27 protein-coding genes are annotated in these 19,965 nt (G+C 58.4%); all 27 read right to left on the bottom strand.

Translation table 11 applies throughout. The features are described 5' to 3' along the window. Positions 1-120: 120 nt before the first annotated feature. On the bottom strand, positions 121-1,473 hold the full coding sequence (gene secY, locus BLW10_RS02755; RefSeq protein ID WP_091332201.1) for a preprotein translocase subunit SecY: 1,353 nt from the start codon (positions 1,471-1,473) through the stop codon (positions 121-123). A 27-nt stretch (positions 1,474-1,500) separates the two neighbouring features. Continuing rightward, positions 1,501-1,935: a 50S ribosomal protein L15 gene (gene rplO / locus BLW10_RS02750; RefSeq protein ID WP_091332199.1), complete on the bottom strand. Its 435-nt coding sequence runs from the start codon at positions 1,933-1,935 to the stop codon at positions 1,501-1,503. Next, positions 1,935-2,126 carry a 50S ribosomal protein L30 gene (gene rpmD, locus BLW10_RS02745; protein WP_091332197.1) on the bottom strand — a complete coding sequence of 64 codons (192 nt, stop codon included), beginning with the start codon at positions 2,124-2,126 and terminating at the stop codon, positions 1,935-1,937. The genes rplO and rpmD overlap by 1 nt, the downstream gene beginning before the upstream one ends. 3 nt (positions 2,127-2,129) lie before the next feature. After that, entirely contained in the window at positions 2,130-2,636 is a 507-nt protein-coding gene (gene rpsE / locus BLW10_RS02740) for a 30S ribosomal protein S5 (RefSeq protein ID WP_091332195.1), read from the bottom strand. Positions 2,637-2,648: 12 nt separating this feature from the next. Next, positions 2,649-3,011, bottom strand: coding sequence for a 50S ribosomal protein L18 (gene rplR, locus BLW10_RS02735; protein ID WP_091332193.1), 363 nt, complete (start codon positions 3,009-3,011; stop codon positions 2,649-2,651). A gap of 12 nt (positions 3,012-3,023) precedes the next feature. Continuing rightward, on the bottom strand, positions 3,024-3,557 hold the full coding sequence (gene rplF, locus BLW10_RS02730) for a 50S ribosomal protein L6 (protein WP_091332191.1): 534 nt from the start codon (positions 3,555-3,557) through the stop codon (positions 3,024-3,026). 12 nt (positions 3,558-3,569) lie between these two features. Beyond that, positions 3,570-3,965: a 30S ribosomal protein S8 gene (gene rpsH / locus BLW10_RS02725; protein WP_091332189.1), complete on the bottom strand. Its 396-nt coding sequence runs from the start codon at positions 3,963-3,965 to the stop codon at positions 3,570-3,572. 164 nt (positions 3,966-4,129) lie between these two features. Then, positions 4,130-4,435, bottom strand: a complete 306-nt coding sequence (gene rpsN / locus BLW10_RS02720) for a 30S ribosomal protein S14 (RefSeq protein WP_091332187.1) — start codon at positions 4,433-4,435, stop codon at positions 4,130-4,132. 9 nt (positions 4,436-4,444) lie between these two features. After that, the gene (rplE, locus tag BLW10_RS02715; RefSeq protein ID WP_091332184.1) at positions 4,445-4,984 is read right to left on the bottom strand and encodes a 50S ribosomal protein L5; all 540 of its coding nucleotides are present in this window, start codon (positions 4,982-4,984) and stop codon (positions 4,445-4,447) included. Positions 4,985-4,998: 14 nt separating this feature from the next. Next, on the bottom strand, positions 4,999-5,316 hold the full coding sequence (gene rplX / locus BLW10_RS02710) for a 50S ribosomal protein L24 (RefSeq protein ID WP_091332183.1): 318 nt from the start codon (positions 5,314-5,316) through the stop codon (positions 4,999-5,001). 13 nt (positions 5,317-5,329) lie between these two features. Further along, the gene (gene rplN / locus BLW10_RS02705) at positions 5,330-5,698 is read right to left on the bottom strand and encodes a 50S ribosomal protein L14 (RefSeq protein ID WP_012971542.1); all 369 of its coding nucleotides are present in this window, start codon (positions 5,696-5,698) and stop codon (positions 5,330-5,332) included. 121 nt (positions 5,699-5,819) lie between these two features. Beyond that, complete coding sequence (rpsQ, locus tag BLW10_RS02700; protein ID WP_091332181.1) at positions 5,820-6,086, bottom strand: 30S ribosomal protein S17; 267 nt, start codon at positions 6,084-6,086, stop codon at positions 5,820-5,822. Continuing rightward, positions 6,083-6,283 (bottom strand): 50S ribosomal protein L29, encoded by a 201-nt coding sequence (gene rpmC / locus BLW10_RS02695; protein WP_091332180.1) that lies wholly within the window; start codon positions 6,281-6,283, stop codon positions 6,083-6,085. The genes rpsQ and rpmC overlap by 4 nt, the downstream gene beginning before the upstream one ends. After that, positions 6,283-6,696 carry a 50S ribosomal protein L16 gene (gene rplP / locus BLW10_RS02690; protein ID WP_091332178.1) on the bottom strand — a complete coding sequence of 138 codons (414 nt, stop codon included), beginning with the start codon at positions 6,694-6,696 and terminating at the stop codon, positions 6,283-6,285. The genes rpmC and rplP overlap by 1 nt, the downstream gene beginning before the upstream one ends. 3 nt (positions 6,697-6,699) lie before the next feature. Continuing rightward, a complete protein-coding gene (gene rpsC / locus BLW10_RS02685) occupies positions 6,700-7,377 on the bottom strand; it encodes a 30S ribosomal protein S3 (RefSeq protein WP_091332176.1) in 678 nt (225 codons plus the stop codon). A gap of 18 nt (positions 7,378-7,395) precedes the next feature. Beyond that, positions 7,396-7,728, bottom strand: a complete 333-nt coding sequence (gene rplV / locus BLW10_RS02680; protein WP_091332174.1) for a 50S ribosomal protein L22 — start codon at positions 7,726-7,728, stop codon at positions 7,396-7,398. 12 nt (positions 7,729-7,740) lie between these two features. After that, positions 7,741-8,019, bottom strand: coding sequence for a 30S ribosomal protein S19 (rpsS, locus tag BLW10_RS02675; RefSeq protein WP_091332172.1), 279 nt, complete (start codon positions 8,017-8,019; stop codon positions 7,741-7,743). A 20-nt stretch (positions 8,020-8,039) separates the two neighbouring features. Further along, positions 8,040-8,870, bottom strand: a complete 831-nt coding sequence (gene rplB / locus BLW10_RS02670; RefSeq protein ID WP_091332170.1) for a 50S ribosomal protein L2 — start codon at positions 8,868-8,870, stop codon at positions 8,040-8,042. Between the two features lie 32 nt (positions 8,871-8,902). Continuing rightward, positions 8,903-9,199, bottom strand: a complete 297-nt coding sequence (gene rplW, locus BLW10_RS02665) for a 50S ribosomal protein L23 (RefSeq protein ID WP_091332168.1) — start codon at positions 9,197-9,199, stop codon at positions 8,903-8,905. Beyond that, positions 9,196-9,807 carry a 50S ribosomal protein L4 gene (rplD, locus tag BLW10_RS02660; protein WP_091332166.1) on the bottom strand — a complete coding sequence of 204 codons (612 nt, stop codon included), beginning with the start codon at positions 9,805-9,807 and terminating at the stop codon, positions 9,196-9,198. Before rplD ends, rplW begins: the two co-directional genes overlap by 4 nt. A gap of 6 nt (positions 9,808-9,813) precedes the next feature. Further along, on the bottom strand, positions 9,814-10,464 hold the full coding sequence (rplC, locus tag BLW10_RS02655) for a 50S ribosomal protein L3 (protein ID WP_091332164.1): 651 nt from the start codon (positions 10,462-10,464) through the stop codon (positions 9,814-9,816). Between the two features lie 10 nt (positions 10,465-10,474). Continuing rightward, positions 10,475-10,786 carry a 30S ribosomal protein S10 gene (gene rpsJ, locus BLW10_RS02650; protein WP_007040450.1) on the bottom strand — a complete coding sequence of 104 codons (312 nt, stop codon included), beginning with the start codon at positions 10,784-10,786 and terminating at the stop codon, positions 10,475-10,477. Positions 10,787-10,790: 4 nt separating this feature from the next. Further along, the gene (tuf, locus tag BLW10_RS02645; protein WP_091332142.1) at positions 10,791-11,981 is read right to left on the bottom strand and encodes an elongation factor Tu; all 1,191 of its coding nucleotides are present in this window, start codon (positions 11,979-11,981) and stop codon (positions 10,791-10,793) included. A gap of 25 nt (positions 11,982-12,006) precedes the next feature. Next, positions 12,007-14,103, bottom strand: a complete 2,097-nt coding sequence (gene fusA, locus BLW10_RS02640) for an elongation factor G (protein ID WP_091332162.1) — start codon at positions 14,101-14,103, stop codon at positions 12,007-12,009. Between the two features lie 73 nt (positions 14,104-14,176). Next, positions 14,177-14,647, bottom strand: coding sequence for a 30S ribosomal protein S7 (gene rpsG, locus BLW10_RS02635; RefSeq protein ID WP_091332160.1), 471 nt, complete (start codon positions 14,645-14,647; stop codon positions 14,177-14,179). A 53-nt stretch (positions 14,648-14,700) separates the two neighbouring features. Further along, positions 14,701-15,075, bottom strand: coding sequence for a 30S ribosomal protein S12 (rpsL, locus tag BLW10_RS02630; protein WP_091332158.1), 375 nt, complete (start codon positions 15,073-15,075; stop codon positions 14,701-14,703). Between the two features lie 309 nt (positions 15,076-15,384). After that, positions 15,385-19,917, bottom strand: a complete 4,533-nt coding sequence (rpoC, locus tag BLW10_RS02625; protein WP_091332156.1) for a DNA-directed RNA polymerase subunit beta' — start codon at positions 19,915-19,917, stop codon at positions 15,385-15,387. Positions 19,918-19,965 lie beyond the last annotated feature (48 nt).

Below are 19,965 nucleotides of genomic sequence, written 5' to 3'. Positions count from 1 at the left end.
TTCTCTCCCAAACCGCGTCCACGTATGATAGGCGGTGTGTGTAATGAACCGACCGTCCGAGAGCGACTCCGGACGGTCGCCGCGCTGAACGCGGTCTACTTAAGATATGTGTTGACGGCCTCAGCGCAGCAGTCCGCCGCCCGGAGCCTTCAGATTGGCTTTTTTCATCAGCCCTTCATACTGGTGCGACATCAGATGTGCTTGCACCTGGGCCATGAAGTCCATGACCACCACAACCACAATCAGCAGCGAGGTGCCGCCAAAATAGAAGGGCACGTTATAGCCGACGATCAGGAACTCCGGCAGCAGACAAACGGCGGTAATGTAAATGGCACCGGCAGCAGTCAGACGTGTCATCACGCCATCAATATACTTAGCCGTCTGCTCGCCCGGACGGATGCCCGGAATAAAGGCTCCCGACCGCTTGAGATTATCCGCCGTTTCTTTCGCGTTGAAGACCAACGCAGTATAGAAGAAACAAAAGAAAACAATCGCAGCCGTATACAGCAGCACATAAACCGGCTCACCAGGCGCGAGCTTAGAGGTGATATCCGCGATCCAGCGCCACTCTTCGCTACTGCCAAACCACTGCCCGAGCGTACCCGGAAACAGGATGATGCTGGAAGCAAAAATCGGCGGAATGACACCCGCCATATTCAGCTTCAGCGGCAGATGCGTGCTTTGCGCCTGCATCATCTTGCGCCCCTGCTGACGGCGTGCATAGTTCACCGTGATCCGCCGCTGACCGCGTTCGACGAAGACCACAAAGGCGGTCACCGCCAGTGCCATCGCAAACAGCGCCAGCACGGCTAGGGCATTCATCTCACCGGTGCGGGCCAGTTCCAGCGTGCCGCCGAGTGCAGCGGGTAGACCGGCGACAATACCGGCAAAGATAATCATCGAGATACCGTTGCCGATGCCGCGCTCGGTGATCTGCTCGCCGAGCCACATCAGAAACATGGTACCGGTTACTAGCGATACAGTCGCCGTGAACACAAAACCTAAGCCCGAATGCACCACCAGCGCCGAGCCGCCTGCGGTCTGGCCTTGCAGCGCCATCGAGATGCCGATAGCTTGAAAGGTCGCCAAGAACACCGTGCCATAGCGGGTATATTGGGTGATCTTGCGCCGCCCGGCTTCGCCCTCTTTTTTCAACTGTTCCAGTTGCGGCACCACCGAGGTCATCAACTGCACGATGATGGACGCCGAAATATAGGGCATGACGCCGAGCGCGAACAGACTCGCACGCTCCAGAGCACCACCGGAGAACATGTTAAACATGTCGAGGATGGAACCCTGATTTTGGTCGAAGAGGATGGCTAACGCCTCCGGATTCACCCCGGGAACCGGAATGAAGGTGCCGATCCGGTAAACGAGCAAGGCTCCTAACAGGAACAGCAGTCGCCGACGCAATTCGGTCAACTGCCCCATCCCGCCGAGCGCCCCGGCCATCGATCCTGCTTGTTTAGCCATCCGTCTCAAACCTATGTGGTTAGTCGGTTAGTCTTCGATCGTGCCGCCAGCCGCTTCAATGGCAGCGCGTGCGCCCTTAGTCACACCCAGACCACGGATGGTCAGGGCGCGGGTGACGGTACCAGAAGCGATGATCTTGACGTTTTTAACAACGCGGTTAAGCACGCCAGCCGCCCGCAGTGTCTCCAGATCGACGACATCGCCGGCAACTAGATTCAGCTCGGTTAAGCGCACTTCATCTTTTTCCAGCGACTTGCGCGAGCGGAAGCCGACCTTCGGCAGACGGCGCTGCAAGGGCATCTGACCGCCCTCAAAGCCGACTTTGTGGAAACCACCAGCGCGGGCTTTTTGACCTTTGTGGCCGCGACCGCAGGTTTTGCCCAAGCCGCTGCCGATACCGCGCCCGACGCGCTTGGCATCAGGACGACTGCCCGGATCGGGCCGTAGATCATTGAGTTTCATCAGGCTTCCTCCACGATCTTGACCATGTACTGCACGGCATTGACCATGCCACGAGTACAGGGCGTATCCTCGACCGCGACAACTTGGTGCATCCGACGCAGACCCAGACCGCGCACACAGGCCTTATGCTTGTCTAAGCGGCCATGAATGCTGCGCACCAGCTTGACCTTCATCATTTTCTTGTCGGACATCGCTTACCCCAGGATCTCGTCGATGCTCTTGCCGCGCTTGGCGGCAACGGTCGCCGGATCGGTCATGGCACGCAGACCGTTGACAGTCGCACGCACAACGTTGATCGGGTTATTGGTGCCGATGCACTTAGCGAGCACGTTTTGCACGCCCAGTACCTCAAACACCGCACGCATCGCGCCACCGGCGATGATGCCGGTACCTTCGGAAGCCGGCTGCATAAAGACCTTGGCCGCGCCGTGCTTACCCTGCAACGGATATTGCAGCGTGGTGCCGTTAAGCTTGACCTCGATCATATTTTTGCGGGCGTTTTCCATCGCCTTTTGAATCGCAATCGGCACCTCGCGTGCCTTACCGCGCCCAAAACCGATCCGCCCCTTGCCATCGCCGACCACAGTCAGTGCTGCGAAGCCGAACTGACGGCCACCCTTGACCACTTTGGCGACACGATTGACGGCGACCAGCTTTTCGAGCAGATCGTCGCCTTCCGTTTTTTGATTAAAGTTTGCCATGTATTCGCGCCCTTAGAATTTCAGTCCGCCTTCACGCGCGGCATCCGCCAGCGCCTTAAGACGGCCGTGATAACGGAAGCCGGAGCGGTCAAACGCGACCGTCTCGACACCAGCGGCCAGGGCACGCTCGGCAATCGCCTTGCCGATCACGGTGGCAGCGGTGATATTGGCCTTGTTGCCCGCGATCTGCTCGGCTAACGCTTTCTCGACAGTCGAGGCGCTGGCCAGCACGCGGTCGCCGTTTTCGCTGGGCGTGATGATCTGGGCGTAAGTATGGCGCGGCGTGCGATGCACGCACAGCCGATAAACGCCAAGCTCGCGAATCTTGGCGCGTGCCCGCGTCGCACGACGCAGACGAGCCTGTTTTTTGTCCATCGTTGAGACCCCTTATTTCTTCTTGGCTTCCTTACGCAGGACGTTCTCGTCCGCGTAACGAACACCCTTGCCCTTGTACGGCTCCGGCGGACGATAGGCCCGAATCTCGGAGGCGACCTGACCGACCTGCTGCTTATCCGCACCGGATACCAGAATTTCGGTCTGACTGGGGGTCTCAATCGTGATGCCCTGCGGCACCGGATAATCGACCGGATGGGAGAAGCCGAGGCTGAGATTGAGCACATCGCCCTTGGCTTGCGCACGATAGCCGACGCCAACCAGCGTCAACTTGCGCGTAAAACCCGTGCTACAGCCGATGACCATATTGTTGAGCAGGGCGCGGGTGGTACCGGCCATCGCCCAAGCTTCGGTCTGACCCTCAGCGGGGGCAACGCGAATCTCGCCGTTCTCTTCGCAAACGCGCACGGTCGGATGAACTAGCCAGTTCAGGGTTCCTTTCGGCCCAGTAACGGCCACATCCTGACCCGTGATGGCGACGGTAACGCCTTTCGGCAGCTTAATGGGAGCTTTTGCAACGCGTGACATCTTGGTCTCCCCTTAAGCGACGTAGGCGATGATCTCGCCGCCATGACCCGCTTGACGAGCGGCGCGGTCGGTCATCAGACCTTTGGAGGTGGAGACGATAGCGATGCCCAGTCCTGCCCAGACCTTCGGTAGTTCGTCCTTGCCACGATAGATGCGCAGTCCAGGGCGCGAAACGCGCTTGAGGAACTCGATCACGGGCTTACCGCGATAATACTTCAGCTTGATGACCAGCTCGGGCTTGCCGCTCTTGGTCTCGACCAGTGCATCAGCGATATAGCCTTCATCTTTCAGCAGCTTCGCAATCGCGACTTTCTGCTTAGAAGACGGCATCACAATCGTGATCTTACCGCGCTGCTGGCCGTTGCGGATGCGTGTCAGCATATCCGCAATCGGATCCGACATACTCATTGGCTTCTCCGTGGGTCAGGCCGTCGTTGCGACGCGATACCCGGTAGGTTAAAAAATCTAGCTTCCAGCTATCAGCTACCAACTTTTAGCGATTGGCTATCAGCGGAACTGAGGTGCTCTGAAAAGCTGGAAGCTGATGGCTGAAAGCTGGCCGCTCTCTCTGCTTACCAGCTCGCCTTGACGACGCCCGGGACATCCCCGCGCATCACGGCTTCGCGCAGCTTGTTGCGCGAGAGGCCAAATTTGCGATAGACCGCGTGCGGACGACCACTGACGCGGCAACGCCGCTGCTGGCGTGTCGGGCCAGCATCACGCGGCAGCTTTTGCAGCTTCAGCGTGGCTTCGTCGATCTGCTCCGGCGTGGCACTGCGATCATTGATGACCGCCTTGAGTGCAACGCGTTTGGCGCTGAACCGGGCAGCGATTTCCGTGCGCTTGCGGTCACGCGCAATCATACTCTTCTTCGCCATGCGATTACCTTAGGTGCGGAAGGGGAAGTTGAAGGCTTCGAGCAGGGCACGGCCTTCTTCATCCGTCCGCGCCGTGGTCGTGATGGTGATGTCGAGTCCGCGCAGCGCGTCGATCTTGTCGTAGTCGATCTCGGGGAACATGATCTGTTCACGCACGCCCATCGAATAATTGCCACGACCGTCGAATGCCTTCGCACTCAAACCACGAAAGTCACGGATACGCGGAATCGAGATGCTGATTAAGCGATCCAAAAACTCGTACATGCGCTCACGACGCAGCGTGACTTTACAGCCAATCGGCCAGCCTTCGCGGATCTTAAAACCAGCAACTGATTTGCGGGCATAGGTCACAATTGGCTGCTGACCGGCGATGGCACGCAGATCGGCAACCGCATGATCCATGATCTTTTTGTCAGCTACGGCCTCGCCCACGCCCATATTGAGCGTGATCTTTTCGATCTTGGGCACCTGCATCACGCTTTGATAATTGAAGCGTTCCTTGAGCTGAGGAATGATGCGCTCTTTGTATTCAGTCTGTAATCTGGACATCTCGCTTCACCCGGTCAGACGTCAACGACTTCGCCGTTGGACTTGAACACACGCACCTTGCGCCCGTCATCCAGGGTCTTAAAACCGACACGGTCGGCTGCACCCTTGATCGGGTTGTACAGCCCGACATTGGAGACGTGAATCGGCATCGCTTTATCCACAATGCCGCCTGGCTCACCAGCCTGCGGATTGGCTTTTTGGTGCTTGCGGGCGATGTTGATGTTCTCGACGACGATGTGATTCTCGTCGATGACTTTGAGCACCGTGCCGCGCTTGCCCTTATCCTTGCCCGCGATGACCATCACGTCATCGCCTTTTTTGATCTTTCTCATGAATCTCGTCTCCTCAGAGCACTTCCGGCGCCAGCGAGATGATCTTCATGAAACGCTCGCCGCGTAGCTCGCGTGTCACGGGGCCGAAGATACGGGTGCCGATGGGTTGAAGCTGGTTGTTCAAGAGCACCGCCGCGTTGCCGTCAAAGCGGATCAGCGAACCGTCGGGGCGACGCACGCCATGACGAGTCCGCACCACGACCGCATTGTAGACATCGCCTTTCTTGACCTTACCGCGTGGGATCGCATCCTTGACGGTGACCTTGATAACATCGCCGATGCCCGCGTAGCGACGATGCGACCCGCCGAGCACCTTGATGCACATCACGCTCTTGGCGCCGCTGTTGTCGGCGACGCTCAGATTGGTCTGCATCTGAATCATTGTCTTTACACCTAAAAAGCTCGTTGCTGATCCGTGAGTGGATCAATGGCTCTGCGAATGACCGCACCGGCCAGTCCGCAGGGGTCACAGGCCGGCAATACGCGAGACAGGCGAAGGCCGTTTAGCGGGCCTTTTCGAGGATCTCGATCAGACGCCAAGTCTTGGTCTTGGAGAGCGGACGGCACTGCTCAACCCGCACTAGATCGCCGACGGTGCAGCTATTGCTTTCGTCGTGAGCGTGAATCTTGGTCGAGCGGCGCATGAACTTACCATAGAGCGGATGCTTGACCCGACGCTCAATCAGCACTGTGATGGTTTTGTCCATGGCGCTGCTGGTGACGCGCCCTTCAAGTGTCCGGTTGGTTTTGATCGCGTTGTCGTCGCTCATGATTTCCCGCCCGCTTGCTGTTCGGCCATGATGGTCTTGATCCGGGCGATGTCCCGACGCACGGCCTTCATGCGCGAGGGCTTGGACAACTGACCGGTGCCCCGCTGCATCCGCAGATTAAATTGCTCGCGCAGCAGCTCCATCAACTGTGTCTGAAGCTCTTGGGCGCTGTTGGTTCTAAGCTCGTTGGCCTTCATCACAGAATCGTCCGCTTTTCAAAGGTAGTCTGCACCGGCAGTTTGGCCGCCGCCAGCTTGAAGGCTTCGCGTGCAAGTTCTTCGCTGACACCCTCGATCTCGTAAAGCATACTGCCTGGCTGAATCAGCGCGACCCAGTACTCGACATTACCCTTACCCTTACCCATGCGCACTTCGAGCGGTTTTTTCGAGATCGGCTTGTCAGGAAATACCCGAATCCAGATCTTGCCGCCACGCTTGACGCTACGGGAGATGGCCCGCCGCGCCGCTTCGATCTGGCGGGCGGTGAGCCGACCGCGTTCGGTCGCTTTCAAACCGTATTCGCCAAAGCTGACGCGGTTGCCGCTCTGGGCTAGACCGCGATTGCGGCCCTTGTGTTGCTTGCGGAATGTGGTGCGTTTCGGTTGCAGCATGACTTAACCCTTCTTTCCGGCCGCTTTCGGTGCCGGTTCCTCGGGCAATTGGTCGCCGAATACCTCGCCCTTGAAGATCCAGACTTTGACGCCGAGCACGCCGTAGGTCGTCTTGGCCTCGGCAAAGCCGTAGTCAATATCAGCACGTAAGGTGTGCAACGGCACCCGACCTTCACGCGCCCACTCACTGCGTGCAATTTCAGCGCCATTCAGACGCCCGGCGACGCTGACCTTGATGCCTTCAGCACCCAGACGCATCGTGTTCTGAATTGAACGCTTCATAGCGCGGCGGAACATAATACGCCGTTCAAGCTGTTGGGCAATGCCTTCCGCAACCAGTTGCGCGTCGAGTTCCGGCTTGCGGATCTCTTCGATAGCAATGTGTACTGGAATGCCCATCATCGCCGACACTTTGGTGCGCAGCTTGTCGATGTCCTCGCCTTTTTTGCCGATCACCACACCCGGACGCGCCGTGTGAATGGTGATATGGGCATTTTTGGCCGGACGGTCGATCTGGATGCGGCTCACCGACGCCTTAGCGAGTTCCTTGCGCAGGAAGTCACGCACTTGGAGATCGGTGTTAAGCAGATCGGCGTAATCTTTTGAATTCGCGTACCACTTGGATGTCCAGTCCTTGACGATGCCAAGGCGGATCCCATTCGGATGAACTTTCTGTCCCATACTGGTCCCCTGGATCCTCTAGGCTTCGGCCACGGTCAGCGTGATATGGCTGGTGCGTTTCATGATGCGGTTGGCGCGGCCTTTGGCACGCGGCATGATCCGCTTCATGGTTGGCCCTTCGTTGACCTGGATGGCCGCGACCTTGAGGGCGTCGATGTCGGCACCTTCATTGTGCTCGGCGTTGGCAATCGCCGATTCCAGGACTTTCTTAATAATGTCAGCACCTTTTTTGGGGCTGAAGGCCAGCGTGTTGAGGGCTTCCTCGACACGCTTGCCGCGAATCAGATCCGCGACCAGTCGGGCCTTTTGCGCCGAAATTCGGGCGTATTTGTGGGTGGCTACGGCTTGCATCGCGATCTCCGACTAGCGCTTCTTCGCTTTTTTGTCGGCGGCGTGACCACGATAGGTACGGGTCAACGCAAACTCGCCGAGCTTGTGGCCGATCATGTTTTCGTTGACAAGCACCGGCACATGCTGCCGCCCATTGTGAACGGCGATAGTCAATCCAACCATTTCTGGCAGGATCATGGAACGGCGCGACCAAGTCTTGATCGGACGCTTGCTGTTTTGGGCGACCGCCTCATCGACCTTTTTAATTAGGTGATGATCGACGAACGGCCCTTTTCGAATCGAACGTGGCACTGGCTCAACCTCGACTGATGCTATTTCTGACCGCGACGACGCACGATCATGCCGTCGGTTCGCTTGTTGTGGCGTGTCTTATGACCCTTCGTCGGCACACCCCAGGGCGTGACCGGATGCCGACCACCGGAGGTACGACCCTCACCACCGCCGTGCGGGTGATCGACTGGGTTCATCACCACGCCGCGCACCGTCGGGCGAATCCCGCGCCAGCGGCTGGCACCGGCTTTGCCGAGTTTGCGCAGGCTGTGTTCGCTGTTGCCCACCTCGCCGATCACGGCGCGGCAGTCGGAATGCACTTTGCGCATCTCACCCGAGCGCAGACGCAGGGTCGCGCTGCCGGATTCACGCGCCACCAGTTGCACGGCAGCACCCGCTGAACGTGCGAGCTGGGCACCTTTGCCGGGGCGCATTTCGATGCAATGCACCTGGGTGCCGACCGGAATGTTACGCAGCGGCATACAGTTGCCGACGGCAATCGGTGCGCTCTCGCCCGAAATCACCGCGTCACCGGCTTTTAGGCCTTTTGGGGCGATGATGTAGGCGCGTTCGCCATCGGCATATTTCAATAGCGCAATATGCGCCGAGCGGTTCGGGTCGTATTCCAGCCGCTCCACCGTGGCGGGAATCCCGTCTTTACGGTTGCGCTTGAAGTCGATGATCCGATAACGCTGCTTATGGCCGCCGCCTTGATGACGCACAGACACGCGGCCCTGATTGTTACGTCCGCCGCGTTTGGTCTGCTTGTCGAGCAGGGGCGCATAGGGTTCGCCCTTGTGCAGATCGGGTGTCGTCACCTTGACGACGAAGCGTCGTCCGGCGGACGTCGGTTTGGTCTTTACGATTGGCATCTTGATCTATCCGTTACTGTCCGCCGCCGCGCTTAGGCGGCGTCGCCGAAGTCGATGTCTTGGCCGGGCTTCAGACGTACATAGGCTTTGCGCCAGTCTTGCCGCTGGCCCAAACGTTGTCCGTGGCGCTTCTGCTTGCCCTTGACGTTGAGAATCTGGACGCGATCAACCTGAACCTCAAACAGCAGCTCGACCGCTTTCGCGACCTCGCGCTTGGTGGCGTCGGTGAGCACGCGAAACGTTACCTGACGGTAATTCTCGGCCAGACGGGTCGCCTTTTCGGTAATCACGGGCGCGACCAGCACCTGCATCAGACGCTCTTTGTTCATGCCAGCCGTTCCTCCAGCTTCTTGATCGCCGCCTCAGTGGCGAGGATGGTCTCGAAGGCAATCAGGCTGACCGGATCGACCTCTTGTGCCGAGAGCACATCGACCTTGTGCAGATTGCGTGCTGCCAGATAGAGCGTGTCGTCAAAGCCATCGGTGAGGATGAGCACATCGGTCAGCTCGTGTTGCTTCAGCAGCGCAATCAATGCTTTCGTCTTGGCTGCTTCCAGCGCCAGCTCAGAGACCACGACCAGACGCTCGGTGCGCACCAGCTCGGAGAGAATCGAGCGCACGGCACCGCGATACATCTTGCGGTTGACTTTTTGGCTATAGTCGCGTGGCTGGGCCGCGAAAGTCACACCACCGGTGCGCCACAGCGGGCTACGCGAGGTACCGGCGCGGGCACGACCAGTACCCTTCTGGCGCCACGGCTTGGCACCGCCACCGGAAACCGCTGCACGGTTTTTCTGGGCCTTGGTTCCTGAGCGTGCGCCGGCCATATAGGCGGTCACGACCTGGTGAACCAGACCTGGTTTGTATTCCACGCCGAAGACGGCGTCGGAAACCTGCACACTGGACGCGCCAGTGTGGTTTCGAATGGCGATCTCCATGAGTGCTCAGCCCTTGTTCTTTTGCTTCACGGACGGCAGCACCACCAGACGCCCTCCCGTCGGCCCGGGCACACCGCCACGGACGAGGAGTAGGTTGCGTTCAGCGTCGATGCGCACGACCTCGAGATTTTGCTGACAACGATTGGCGGCACCGAGATGACCCGCCATCTTTTTACCCTTCCAGACGCGACCTGGGCTTTGGTTCTGACCGATGGAACCCGGCGCACGGTGCGACAGCGAGTTACCATGCGTGCGATCCTGACCAGCGAAGTGGTGACGGCGAATGACGCCGGAAAAGCCACGACCTTTGGTCACGCCGCGCACATCGACCTTCTGCCCTGGCTCGAAGATGGAAACTGTGATTTCCTGACCGACAGCGAGGTCGGTACCTTCTTCGCCTTCTAAGCGGAATTCGCGCAGCACTTCACCGGCTTCAACACCCGCTTTTGCGTAATGTCCAGCCATTGGCTTGGTCACCCGCGAGGCGCGGCGCTCGCCGAACGCGACCTGAATGGCGTGATAGCCATCGGTCTCTTCGGACTTGACTTGACTGACGCGATTGGGCGTGACTTCGATCACGGTGACTGGGATGCTCTCCCCGTCTTCGGTGAACAGGCGAGTCATGCCGGCTTTGCGTCCGATAACTCCGATCGACATGATTTCGTCCTCAGCTCAGCTTGATCTGGACATCGACCCCAGCGGCCAGATCCAGTTTCATCAGCGCGTCTACGGTTTTGTCCGTCGGATCGACAATGTCCATCAGACGCTTATGGGTACGCAGTTCGTACTGATCGCGGGCGTCTTTATTGACGTGCGGCGAGACCAGAACGGTAAAGCGCTCCTTTTTGGACGGCAGTGGCACGGGGCCGCGCACCTGAGCGCCGGTGCGCTTAGCGGTGTCAACGATCTCACGTGCGGACTGATCGATCAGACGATGATCGAACGCCTTCAGCCGAATTCGGATTCTCTGATTCGTCATGCCCTTACTCGATGATCTTAGAAACCACGCCAGCGCCGACCGTGCGACCGCCCTCACGGACGGCAAAGCGCAGCCCGTCTTCCATGGCAATCGGGGCGATCAGCTTGATCGTCATTTTGATGTTGTCGCCCGGCATCACCATCTCGACGCCTTCGGGCAGTTCACAGGCTCCGGTCACGTCGGTGGTGCGGAAGTAGAACTGCGGGCGATAGCCGTTGAAGAAGGGCGTGTGACGGCCACCTTCTTCTTTGCTCAGGACGTACACTTCGGCCTCGAAGTGGGTGTGCGGGGTGATCGAGCCAGGCTTGGCCAGCACTTGACCGCGCTCGACATCTTCACGCTTGGTGCCACGCAGCAGGGCACCGATGTTGTCGCCAGCTTGACCCTGATCGAGCAGCTTGCGGAACATCTCCACACCGGTGCAGGTGGTCTTGACGGTATCTTTGATGCCGACGATGGCGACTTCTTCGCCGACCTTGACGATGCCGCGCTCGACACGACCAGTGACGACAGTACCACGACCGGAGATCGAGAATACGTCTTCAATCGGCATCAGGAAGGCGCCGTCAATCGCCCGTTCTGGCTCAGGGATGTAGCTGTCGAGGGCTTCCATCAGTTTGTCGATGGATTGGCCGCCGATTTCGCTGTCTACGCCTTCCAGTGCCAGCTTGGCCGAGCCGGTGATGATCGGGGTGTCGTCACCCGGGAAGTCGTAGCTGGAGAGCAGCTCGCGCACTTCCATTTCGACCAGTTCCAGCAGTTCGGCATCATCGACCATGTCGGCCTTGTTCAGGTAGACGACGATGTAGGGTACACCAACCTGACGCGACAGCAGGATGTGCTCGCGGGTCTGCGGCATGGGGCCGTCAGCGGCCGAGACGACGAGAATCGCACCATCCATCTGTGCCGCGCCAGTGATCATGTTCTTCACATAGTCAGCATGGCCCGGGCAGTCAACATGCGCGTAGTGACGCTTGTCGCTCTCGTACTCCACGTGCGCGGTGGCAATGGTGATGCCGCGCTCACGCTCTTCCGGTGCGTTGTCAATCTGATCATACGCCCGCGCTTCGCCACCGAACTTCTTGGCCTGATGCGTGGTGATCGCCGCCGTCAGCGTGGTCTTGCCGTGATCGACGTGGCCGATCGTGCCAACATTGACATGAGGCTTGCTACGTTGAAATTTTTCTTTGGACATCCCGCTCTACCCTTCGGATGAATCGTTACTTCTTCTTGGAGACCGCGTCGGCAATGCTGGCGGGCACCTCGTTGTACTTGCAGAATTCCATGCTGTAGGTCGCACGACCCTGAGTTGCCGAACGCAGATCGGTGGCGTACCCGAACATTTCTGACAGCGGAACCTCGGCGCGAATGATCTTGCCGGATGGGGAATCGTCCATGCCCTGAATCATGCCGCGACGGCTGTTGATGTCGCCCATGACATCGCCCATGTTCTCTTCGGGCGTGACCACTTCAACTTTCATGATAGGTTCGAGCAGCACCGGCTTGGCTTTCGCTGCCGCTTCCTTGATCGCCATCGAACCGGCGATCTTGAATGCCATTTCGCTCGAATCGACTTCGTGATACGAACCGTCGTAGAGCGTGACCTTGATGTCAACCATCGGGAAGCCAGCCAGGATACCGTTTTTCATGGCTTCCTGGATGCCCTTGTCGACCGCCGGAATGTATTCCTTCGGCACGGTACCGCCAACGATGCCGTTGACGAACTCATAGCCGCCACCAGCTTCCATCGGCTCGACGCGAATCAGAACGTGACCATACTGACCACGACCGCCGGACTGACGGGCGAATTTAGTGTCTTGCTCGACGCTGGTGCGGATGGTTTCGCGGTAGCTGACCTGGGGCGCACCGACATTGGCCTCGACCTTAAATTCGCGGCGCATCCGGTCAACGATGATTTCCAGATGCAGCTCACCCATGCCTGAGATGATGGTCTGGCCGGATTCTTCATCGGTATGGACACGAAACGACGGGTCTTCCTGCGCCAGCTTTTGCAGCGCAATGCCCATCTTTTCCTGATCGCTTTTGGTTTTCGGCTCGACGGCGACCGAAATCACCGGCTCAGGGAATTCCATGCGCTCCAGCGTGATGATCTGGTTGAGATCGCACAGGGTGTCACCCGTCGTGACATCCTTCAGACCGACCGCAGCGGCGATGTCACCGGCACGCACTTCTTTGATTTCTTCACGCTGATTGGCGTGCATCTGGAGGATACGGCCAATGCGCTCTTTTTTGCCCTTGACCGGGTTGTACAGGGTATCGCCCGAGTTGAGCACGCCCGAATAGACACGGAAAAAGGTCAGGGTACCAACAAAGGGATCGGTGGCGATCTTGAACGCCAGTGCAGCAAAGGGCGCAGTGTCAGACGCCTCGCGGGTACCTTCGCTCTCGTCCTTGTCGTCGAGAATACCCTTGATCGCGGGCACATCGACTGGCGACGGCATGTAGTCGAGCACGGCGTCGAGCATGGCTTGCACGCCCTTGTTCTTGAACGCCGAACCGCACAGCATAGGCACGATTTCGCTTTTCAGAGTGCGAGCACGAATACCAGCCTTGATCTCGTCCTCGGTTAGGCTCTCGCCTTCGAGGTACTTTTCCATCAGCTCTTCGTTCGACTCAGCGGCGGCTTCAATCAGCTTCTCGCGCCACTCTTCGCAGAGATCCTGCATGTCGGCGGGGATGTCACCGTACTCGAACTTGGTGCCTTTGGATTCTTCATCCCACAGGATCGCCTTCATCTTGAGCAGATCGACGACGCCCTTAAAATGCTCTTCAGCGCCAATCGGCAACTGGAGCGGCACCGGATTGCCACCGAGACGATCTTTAACCTGACCGACAACGCGCAGGAAGTTTGCGCCCATGCGATCCATCTTGTTGACGAATGCCAGACGCGGGACACCGTATTTATTGGCTTGACGCCAGACGGTTTCAGATTGCGGTTCGACACCGCCGACGGCACAGAACACCGCGCACGCGCCATCGAGGACGCGCAGCGAGCGTTCGACTTCGATGGTGAAGTCAACGTGTCCGGGGGTGTCGATAATATTGATGCGGTGTTCAGGACGGTCGAGCGCCATGCCCTTCCAGAAGCAGGTCGTCGCAGCGGACGTGATAGTAATACCACGCTCCTGCTCCTGCTCCATCCAGTCCATGGTGGCGGCACCGTCGTGTACCTCACCGATTTTATGCGAGACACCCGTGTAGAACAGGATGCGCTCCGTGGTAGTGGTTTTCCCAGCATCGATGTGCGCCATGATGCCAAGATTGCGATACCGCTCAATGGGTGTGCTACGTGCCACGACTGAATCCGCCCTGATGATCCTAAAGAACTCGAAAAAAACGAACGCGAAACCGCTGGAGGGTTATGAAACGTTACCAGCGATAGTGCGAGAAGGCTTTGTTGGCTTCGGCCATACGATGCGTATCTTCTTTCTTCTTCACGGCTGTGCCACGCGACTCAGCGGCATCCATCAGCTCACCCGCGAGCCGTTGGGCCATCGACTTTTCGGAACGCTTACGTGCCGAGTCAATCAGCCAACGCATAGCCAAGGAGTTGCGACGGGTCGGACGCACCTCAACCGGAACCTGATAGGTAGCACCGCCGACGCGCCGTGACTTAACCTCGACCACTGGACGCACATTTTCCATCGCCTGTTCGAGGAACTCGATGGGACGACCACCTTTTTTGGCAGCGATCTGATCGAGGGCGGTATAAATGATGCGCTCGGCGACGGACTTTTTGCCGTCTTCCATCATCATGTTGATGAACTTGGTCAACAACTCACTTCCGTGCTTGGGATCCGGAAGGACTTGACGACGAGCGGCAACGCGTCTTCTTGGCATGGTCTCTAAGGCTCCGATCGTATTCGTTATAGGCTAGTCGCGGCAGGGTGCGATCACTTTTTCGGACGCTTAGCGCCGTACTTGGAACGCGCTTGACGGCGCTTCTCAACACCCGAAGTATCCAAGGTGCCGCGCACAGTGTGGTAGCGCACGCCAGGCAAGTCTTTGACACGACCGCCGCGAATCAGAACAACCGAGTGTTCTTGAAGGTTGTGGCCTTCGCCGCCGATGTAGGAGGCGACCTCAAACCCGTTGGTCAGACGCACACGCGCCACCTTACGCAGTGCCGAGTTCGGCTTTTTGGGCGTGGTGGTGTAAACGCGCGTGCAGACGCCGCGCCGTTGCGGACAGGCCTCGAGGGCGGGCACGTTGGTTTTGGCTACATTCCGCTTGCGAGGCTTGCGGACGAGTTGGTTGATCGTTGCCATGCGATTAAGTCTCCAGCGGCGCCCTCGCGCCATGATGCGTCTTTGGAGTCAAACGAAGTCGGCGCACATGGGCCGGCTTGATGTCAGCGCCAGCATGGATACGCACGAACTGCGACCGTCTGCTCAGAGGTCGGGCGCATAAAGCCCAAACCAGGAAACCGGATAAAAAATGAAGCTAGCCGACAGGCCGTCGGCTAGCTGAGACAGAACAGTATAGGGAGATGCTTGGGGTGTGTCAATCGTTTGCTTGAGCAAAAATCCCTCGGCGGCGCATTCTCACACCGATGCGTGAGAATGCACACCGTCTGACTACTTAGTCACCGCTGGCGTGTTGAAGGCTTTTTTTAGCGCCTGTTCCGGATCTTCAGTGCTCGTTTCGACCTTGCCGGATTCAGCCGCCCGCTGCCGCCGCCGTTCCTGATGATAGGATAGGCCAGTACCAGCCGGAATCAGCCGTCCAACGATGACATTTTCTTTCAGGCCGGTGAGGCGGTCGGTCGAGCCGCGCACTGCCGCTTCGGTGAGCACGCGGGTCGTCTCTTGGAATGAAGCCGCCGAGATAAACGATTCGGTCGCCAACGACGCTTTGGTGATTCCGAGCAATAGCGGCTCGAACAGCGCCGGTTGCTTGCCTTCAGCCATCACGCGCCGGTTTTCATCAATCAGCAGCGCGTGTTCAACCTGTTCGCCGCGTAACAGTCGCGTGTCGCCCGGAGAGGTGACTTCGACCTTACGCAGCATCTGACGGACGATCACTTCAATATGCTTGTCGTTGATCTTCACGCCCTGCAAGCGGTAAACGTCCTGAATTTCTTTGACCAGATATTCAGCCAGCGCCGTGACGCCTTTTAAGCGCAGGATGTCGTGCGAGGCTAACTCACCATCGGCGATGACTTCGCCCCGCTCCACGCGCTCGCCTTCAAAGACGTTGACATGCCGCCACTTCGGAATCAGCTCTTCGACCGTCTCGCCATCATCTTTGGTGATGATAAGCCGTTGCTTACCTTTGGTGTCTTTGCCGAAACTGATGTTACCGCTGGCTTCAGCAAGCAGTGCCGGTTCTTTTGGCTTACGCGCCTCAAACAAATCGGCTACACGCGGCAGACCGCCGGTGATGTCGCGGGTTTTTGACGATTCCTGCGGAATACGCGCCAAGATGTCACCGACGCCAACCTGTGCGCCATTGGCAACATTGACGATTGCCCCCGAGGACAGCGCATACCGGGCGGGCAGATCGGTACCGGCGATATTCAGCTCGTTGCCGTCAGCATCGAGCAGCTTGACCATCGGGCGCAAATCTTTACCCGCTGCTGGGCGTTGCTTTGGATCAATAACGACCAGCGAACTCAATCCGGTGACATCATCGGTATGCGACTGCACGGTCACGCCTTCGATAAAGTCCTCGAACTCCAAGCGACCGGCCACCTCGGTGACAACGGGATGGGTATGTGGATCCCAGGTCGCCACCACATCACCGGGCTTGACGGCATCGCCATCGCCAACGCGCAAGGTCGCACCATAGGGCACCTTGTAGCGTTCTTTTTCCATGCCACGATCATCTAAAACCGTCAGTTCGCCCGAACGCGAGACGGCGACCAAATTGCCCGAGTGATGCTGCACGGTCTTGATATTGTGCAAACGCACGGTGCCGCCGTTTTTGATCTCGATACTGCTGACGGCCGCCGCACGCGAGGCCGCACCACCGATATGGAAGGTGCGCATGGTGAGCTGGGTGCCGGGTTCGCCGATGGATTGCGCCGCGATGACGCCGACCGCTTCACCCATGTTGACGCGATGCCCGCGTGCCAGATCGCGCCCGTAGCATTGAGCGCAGACGCCGAGCCGTGATTCGCAGGTAATCGGCGAACGTACCCGCACTTGGTCAATGCCGACTTCTTCAAACCGCTCGACCCAGCTTTCATCGAGCAGGGTTCCGGCTTTGCAGATCAGTTCTGGATTTTCGACCCCCGGGCGATAGACATCGACGGCGGCCACGCGCCCCAAAATGCGTTCACGCAATGGATCGACGACATCGCCGCCTTCGATCACCGGCGTCATCAGCAAGCCCTGATCGGTGCCGCAGTCTTCTTCCAGCACGACCATATCTTGCGCGACATCGACCAGACGGCGCGTAAGATACCCGGAGTTTGCGGTCTTGAGCGCCGTATCAGCGAGACCTTTACGAGCGCCGTGGGTCGAGATGAAGTACTGGATAACGTTCAGGCCTTCGCGGAAGTTCGCGGTAATCGGCGTCTCAATGATCGAGCCATCGGGCTTGGCCATCAGACCGCGCATTCCGGCAAGCTGACGAATCTGCGCCGCCGAACCACGCGCCCCAGAATTGGCCATCATGTAGATCGAGTTGAACGAATCCTGCTTGCGCTCCTTGACCAAGCGCGTTGGCGCATCTTTTAGACCGGTGGTGAGCCGGTCACGTACATCGGCGGCCTTGCTCCGCTCGGGGTCAAGCAGTGCGGCAACCTGCGGCTGATAGCAGGCGGTGAGCGCATCAAAACGGGCGTTGAAATCAGCAAGCGACAGTTCAGCGCCGGCCAGTGCCTGAGTTGCGGCCCGCAGCTCACCCAACCAGGTCGCAAAAAGCGTGCGCAGTGCGTCGTTCTGTTCCGCAGCGCCGGCCGCCAGTGCCGCTTGCCGATATTCACGTACCAGCCGCTCGGCCTCAAAGCCCGGATTTGCTGGCGCTAAATCGGTGCCCAGCTTCGACATCATCGCTTTGGCAACCTGATCGTTGGTGCGCGACCAGATATCGACGACCTTGTTATAGCGTTCGCCGTTGGTAACTAAACCTGACGCATATTGATGCTGAATTTCCTGCACTTCCGCTTCTGCTGCCGCCAACAATGCGCCCTTGTCCATCTTGGCATCCTGGGCATCGCGGGGCACTTCCATGTCATCGAGACCGATAGACACCCCGGCACGGGTGGCCATGCGGAAACCCAGATACATAATCTGGTCGGCAAACACCACCGTGTCTTTTAGACCCAAGCGACGATAGCAGGTGTTAATCAGCATCGAGATTTGCTTTTTGCCCAGCGGCTGATCGACCAGACTAAAGGGCAAGCCTTCGGGCACAATGGCAAATACCATCGCCCGCCCAATGGTGGTTTCTTTGATGCTGGTGCGCTCAGTCAGACTGCCATCTTTGTTTTTGATGACCTCGCGCAGCCGCACGCGACAGCGGGCGTGCAGTTCTGCCTGTCCGGTCTCATAAGCGCGGCGGGCTTCGTCGATATTGACGAACTGACTGCCCTCGCCGCGTGCGCCGATGCGCTCACGGGTCATGTAATAAAGTCCTAACACCACGTCCTGTGACGGCACAATGATCGGCTCGCCATTCGCGGGCGAGAGGATATTGTTCGAGGCCATCATCAGCGCCCGCGCTTCTAACTGCGCTTCCAGCGACAGCGGAACGTGAACAGCCATCTGGTCGCCGTCAAAGTCGGCGTTGAACGCGGTACAGACCAGCGGATGCAGTTGGATCGCCTTGCCTTCGATCAACACCGGCTCAAATGCCTGAATGCCGAGTCGATGCAGGGTCGGCGCACGGTTGAGCATCACTGGATGTTCGCGGATCACCTCTTCGAGGATGTCCCAAACCTCAGGTGTACCGCGCTCGACCATCTTTTTCGCAGCTTTGATGGTCGCGGCCAGCCCGCGCAGTTGCAGCTTGCTAAAAATAAACGGCTTGAACAGCTCCAGCGCCATGCGCTTCGGCAGGCCGCATTGATGCAGCTTGAGCGTCGGGCCGACCACGATCACCGAGCGGCCCGAATAATCGACGCGCTTGCCGAGCAGATTTTGCCGGAAGCGACCTTGCTTGCCCTTAATCATGTCGGCGAGCGACTTGAGCGGGCGCTTATTGGTGCCAGTAATAGCCCGTCCGCGCCGCCCGTTATCGAGCAGCGCATCGACCGCTTCTTGCAACATGCGCTTTTCGTTGCGCACGATGATGTCAGGCGCAATCAGATCCAGCAGGCGTTTTAAGCGGTTGTTGCGGTTAATCACGCGCCGATAAAGATCATTCAAATCCGAAGTCGCAAAGCGTCCACCATCGAGCGGCACCAGCGGGCGCAGTTCCGGCGGCAGCACCGGCAGCACGGTCAGAATCATCCACTCGGGACGATTACCCGAGGCCAACAGCGATTCCATCAGCTTCAGCCGTTTGGCGAGCTTTTTGATTTTGGTCTCGGAATTGGTGGATTCGATCTCTTCGCGCATCCGCCGAATTTCGGCGGCCATGTCGATACTGCGCAACAGCTCGTAAATCGCCTCGGCACCCATGCGGGCGTCAAACTCATCGCCATTGGCTTCGAGCACATCGAGATATTGCTCATCATTGAGCAATTGCCCGCGCTCGAGTTCGACGATCATGCCCGGATCGATGACGACGAAGGATTCAAAATAGAGAATGCGCTCGATGTCGCGCAGCGTCATATCGAGCAGCAGACCGATGCGCGAGGGCAGTGACTTCAAAAACCAAATATGCGCCACCGGGCTGGCGAGATCGATATGCCCCATGCGCTCGCGGCGCACCTTCGCCAGCGTCACCTCGACGCCGCATTTTTCGCACACCACGCCGCGATGTTTGAGGCGCTTGTACTTCCCGCAGATGCACTCGTAATCGGTGATGGGGCCGAAGATCTTGGCGCAAAACAACCCATCGCGCTCCGGCTTAAAGGTGCGATAGTTGATCGTCTCAGGCTTTTTGACCTCGCCATAAGACCAAGAACGAATCATCTCGGGCGAAGCCAGCCCAATCTTGATCGCGTCGAATTCGAGTGCCTGACCCTGCTGCTTGATGATTTTGAGTAGATCTTTCAAGACCTTGATCTCCGTTTTAAGCCACCAGCTTCCAGCGACCAGCAGCCA

It is taken from the genome of Allochromatium warmingii (assembly GCF_900107145.1).
GTDB classification, from domain to species: Bacteria; Pseudomonadota; Gammaproteobacteria; order Chromatiales; family Chromatiaceae; genus Thermochromatium; species Thermochromatium warmingii.
The sequence above is the reverse complement of the archived record's forward strand: the minus strand, read 5'-3'. Positions and strand labels throughout refer to the sequence as shown.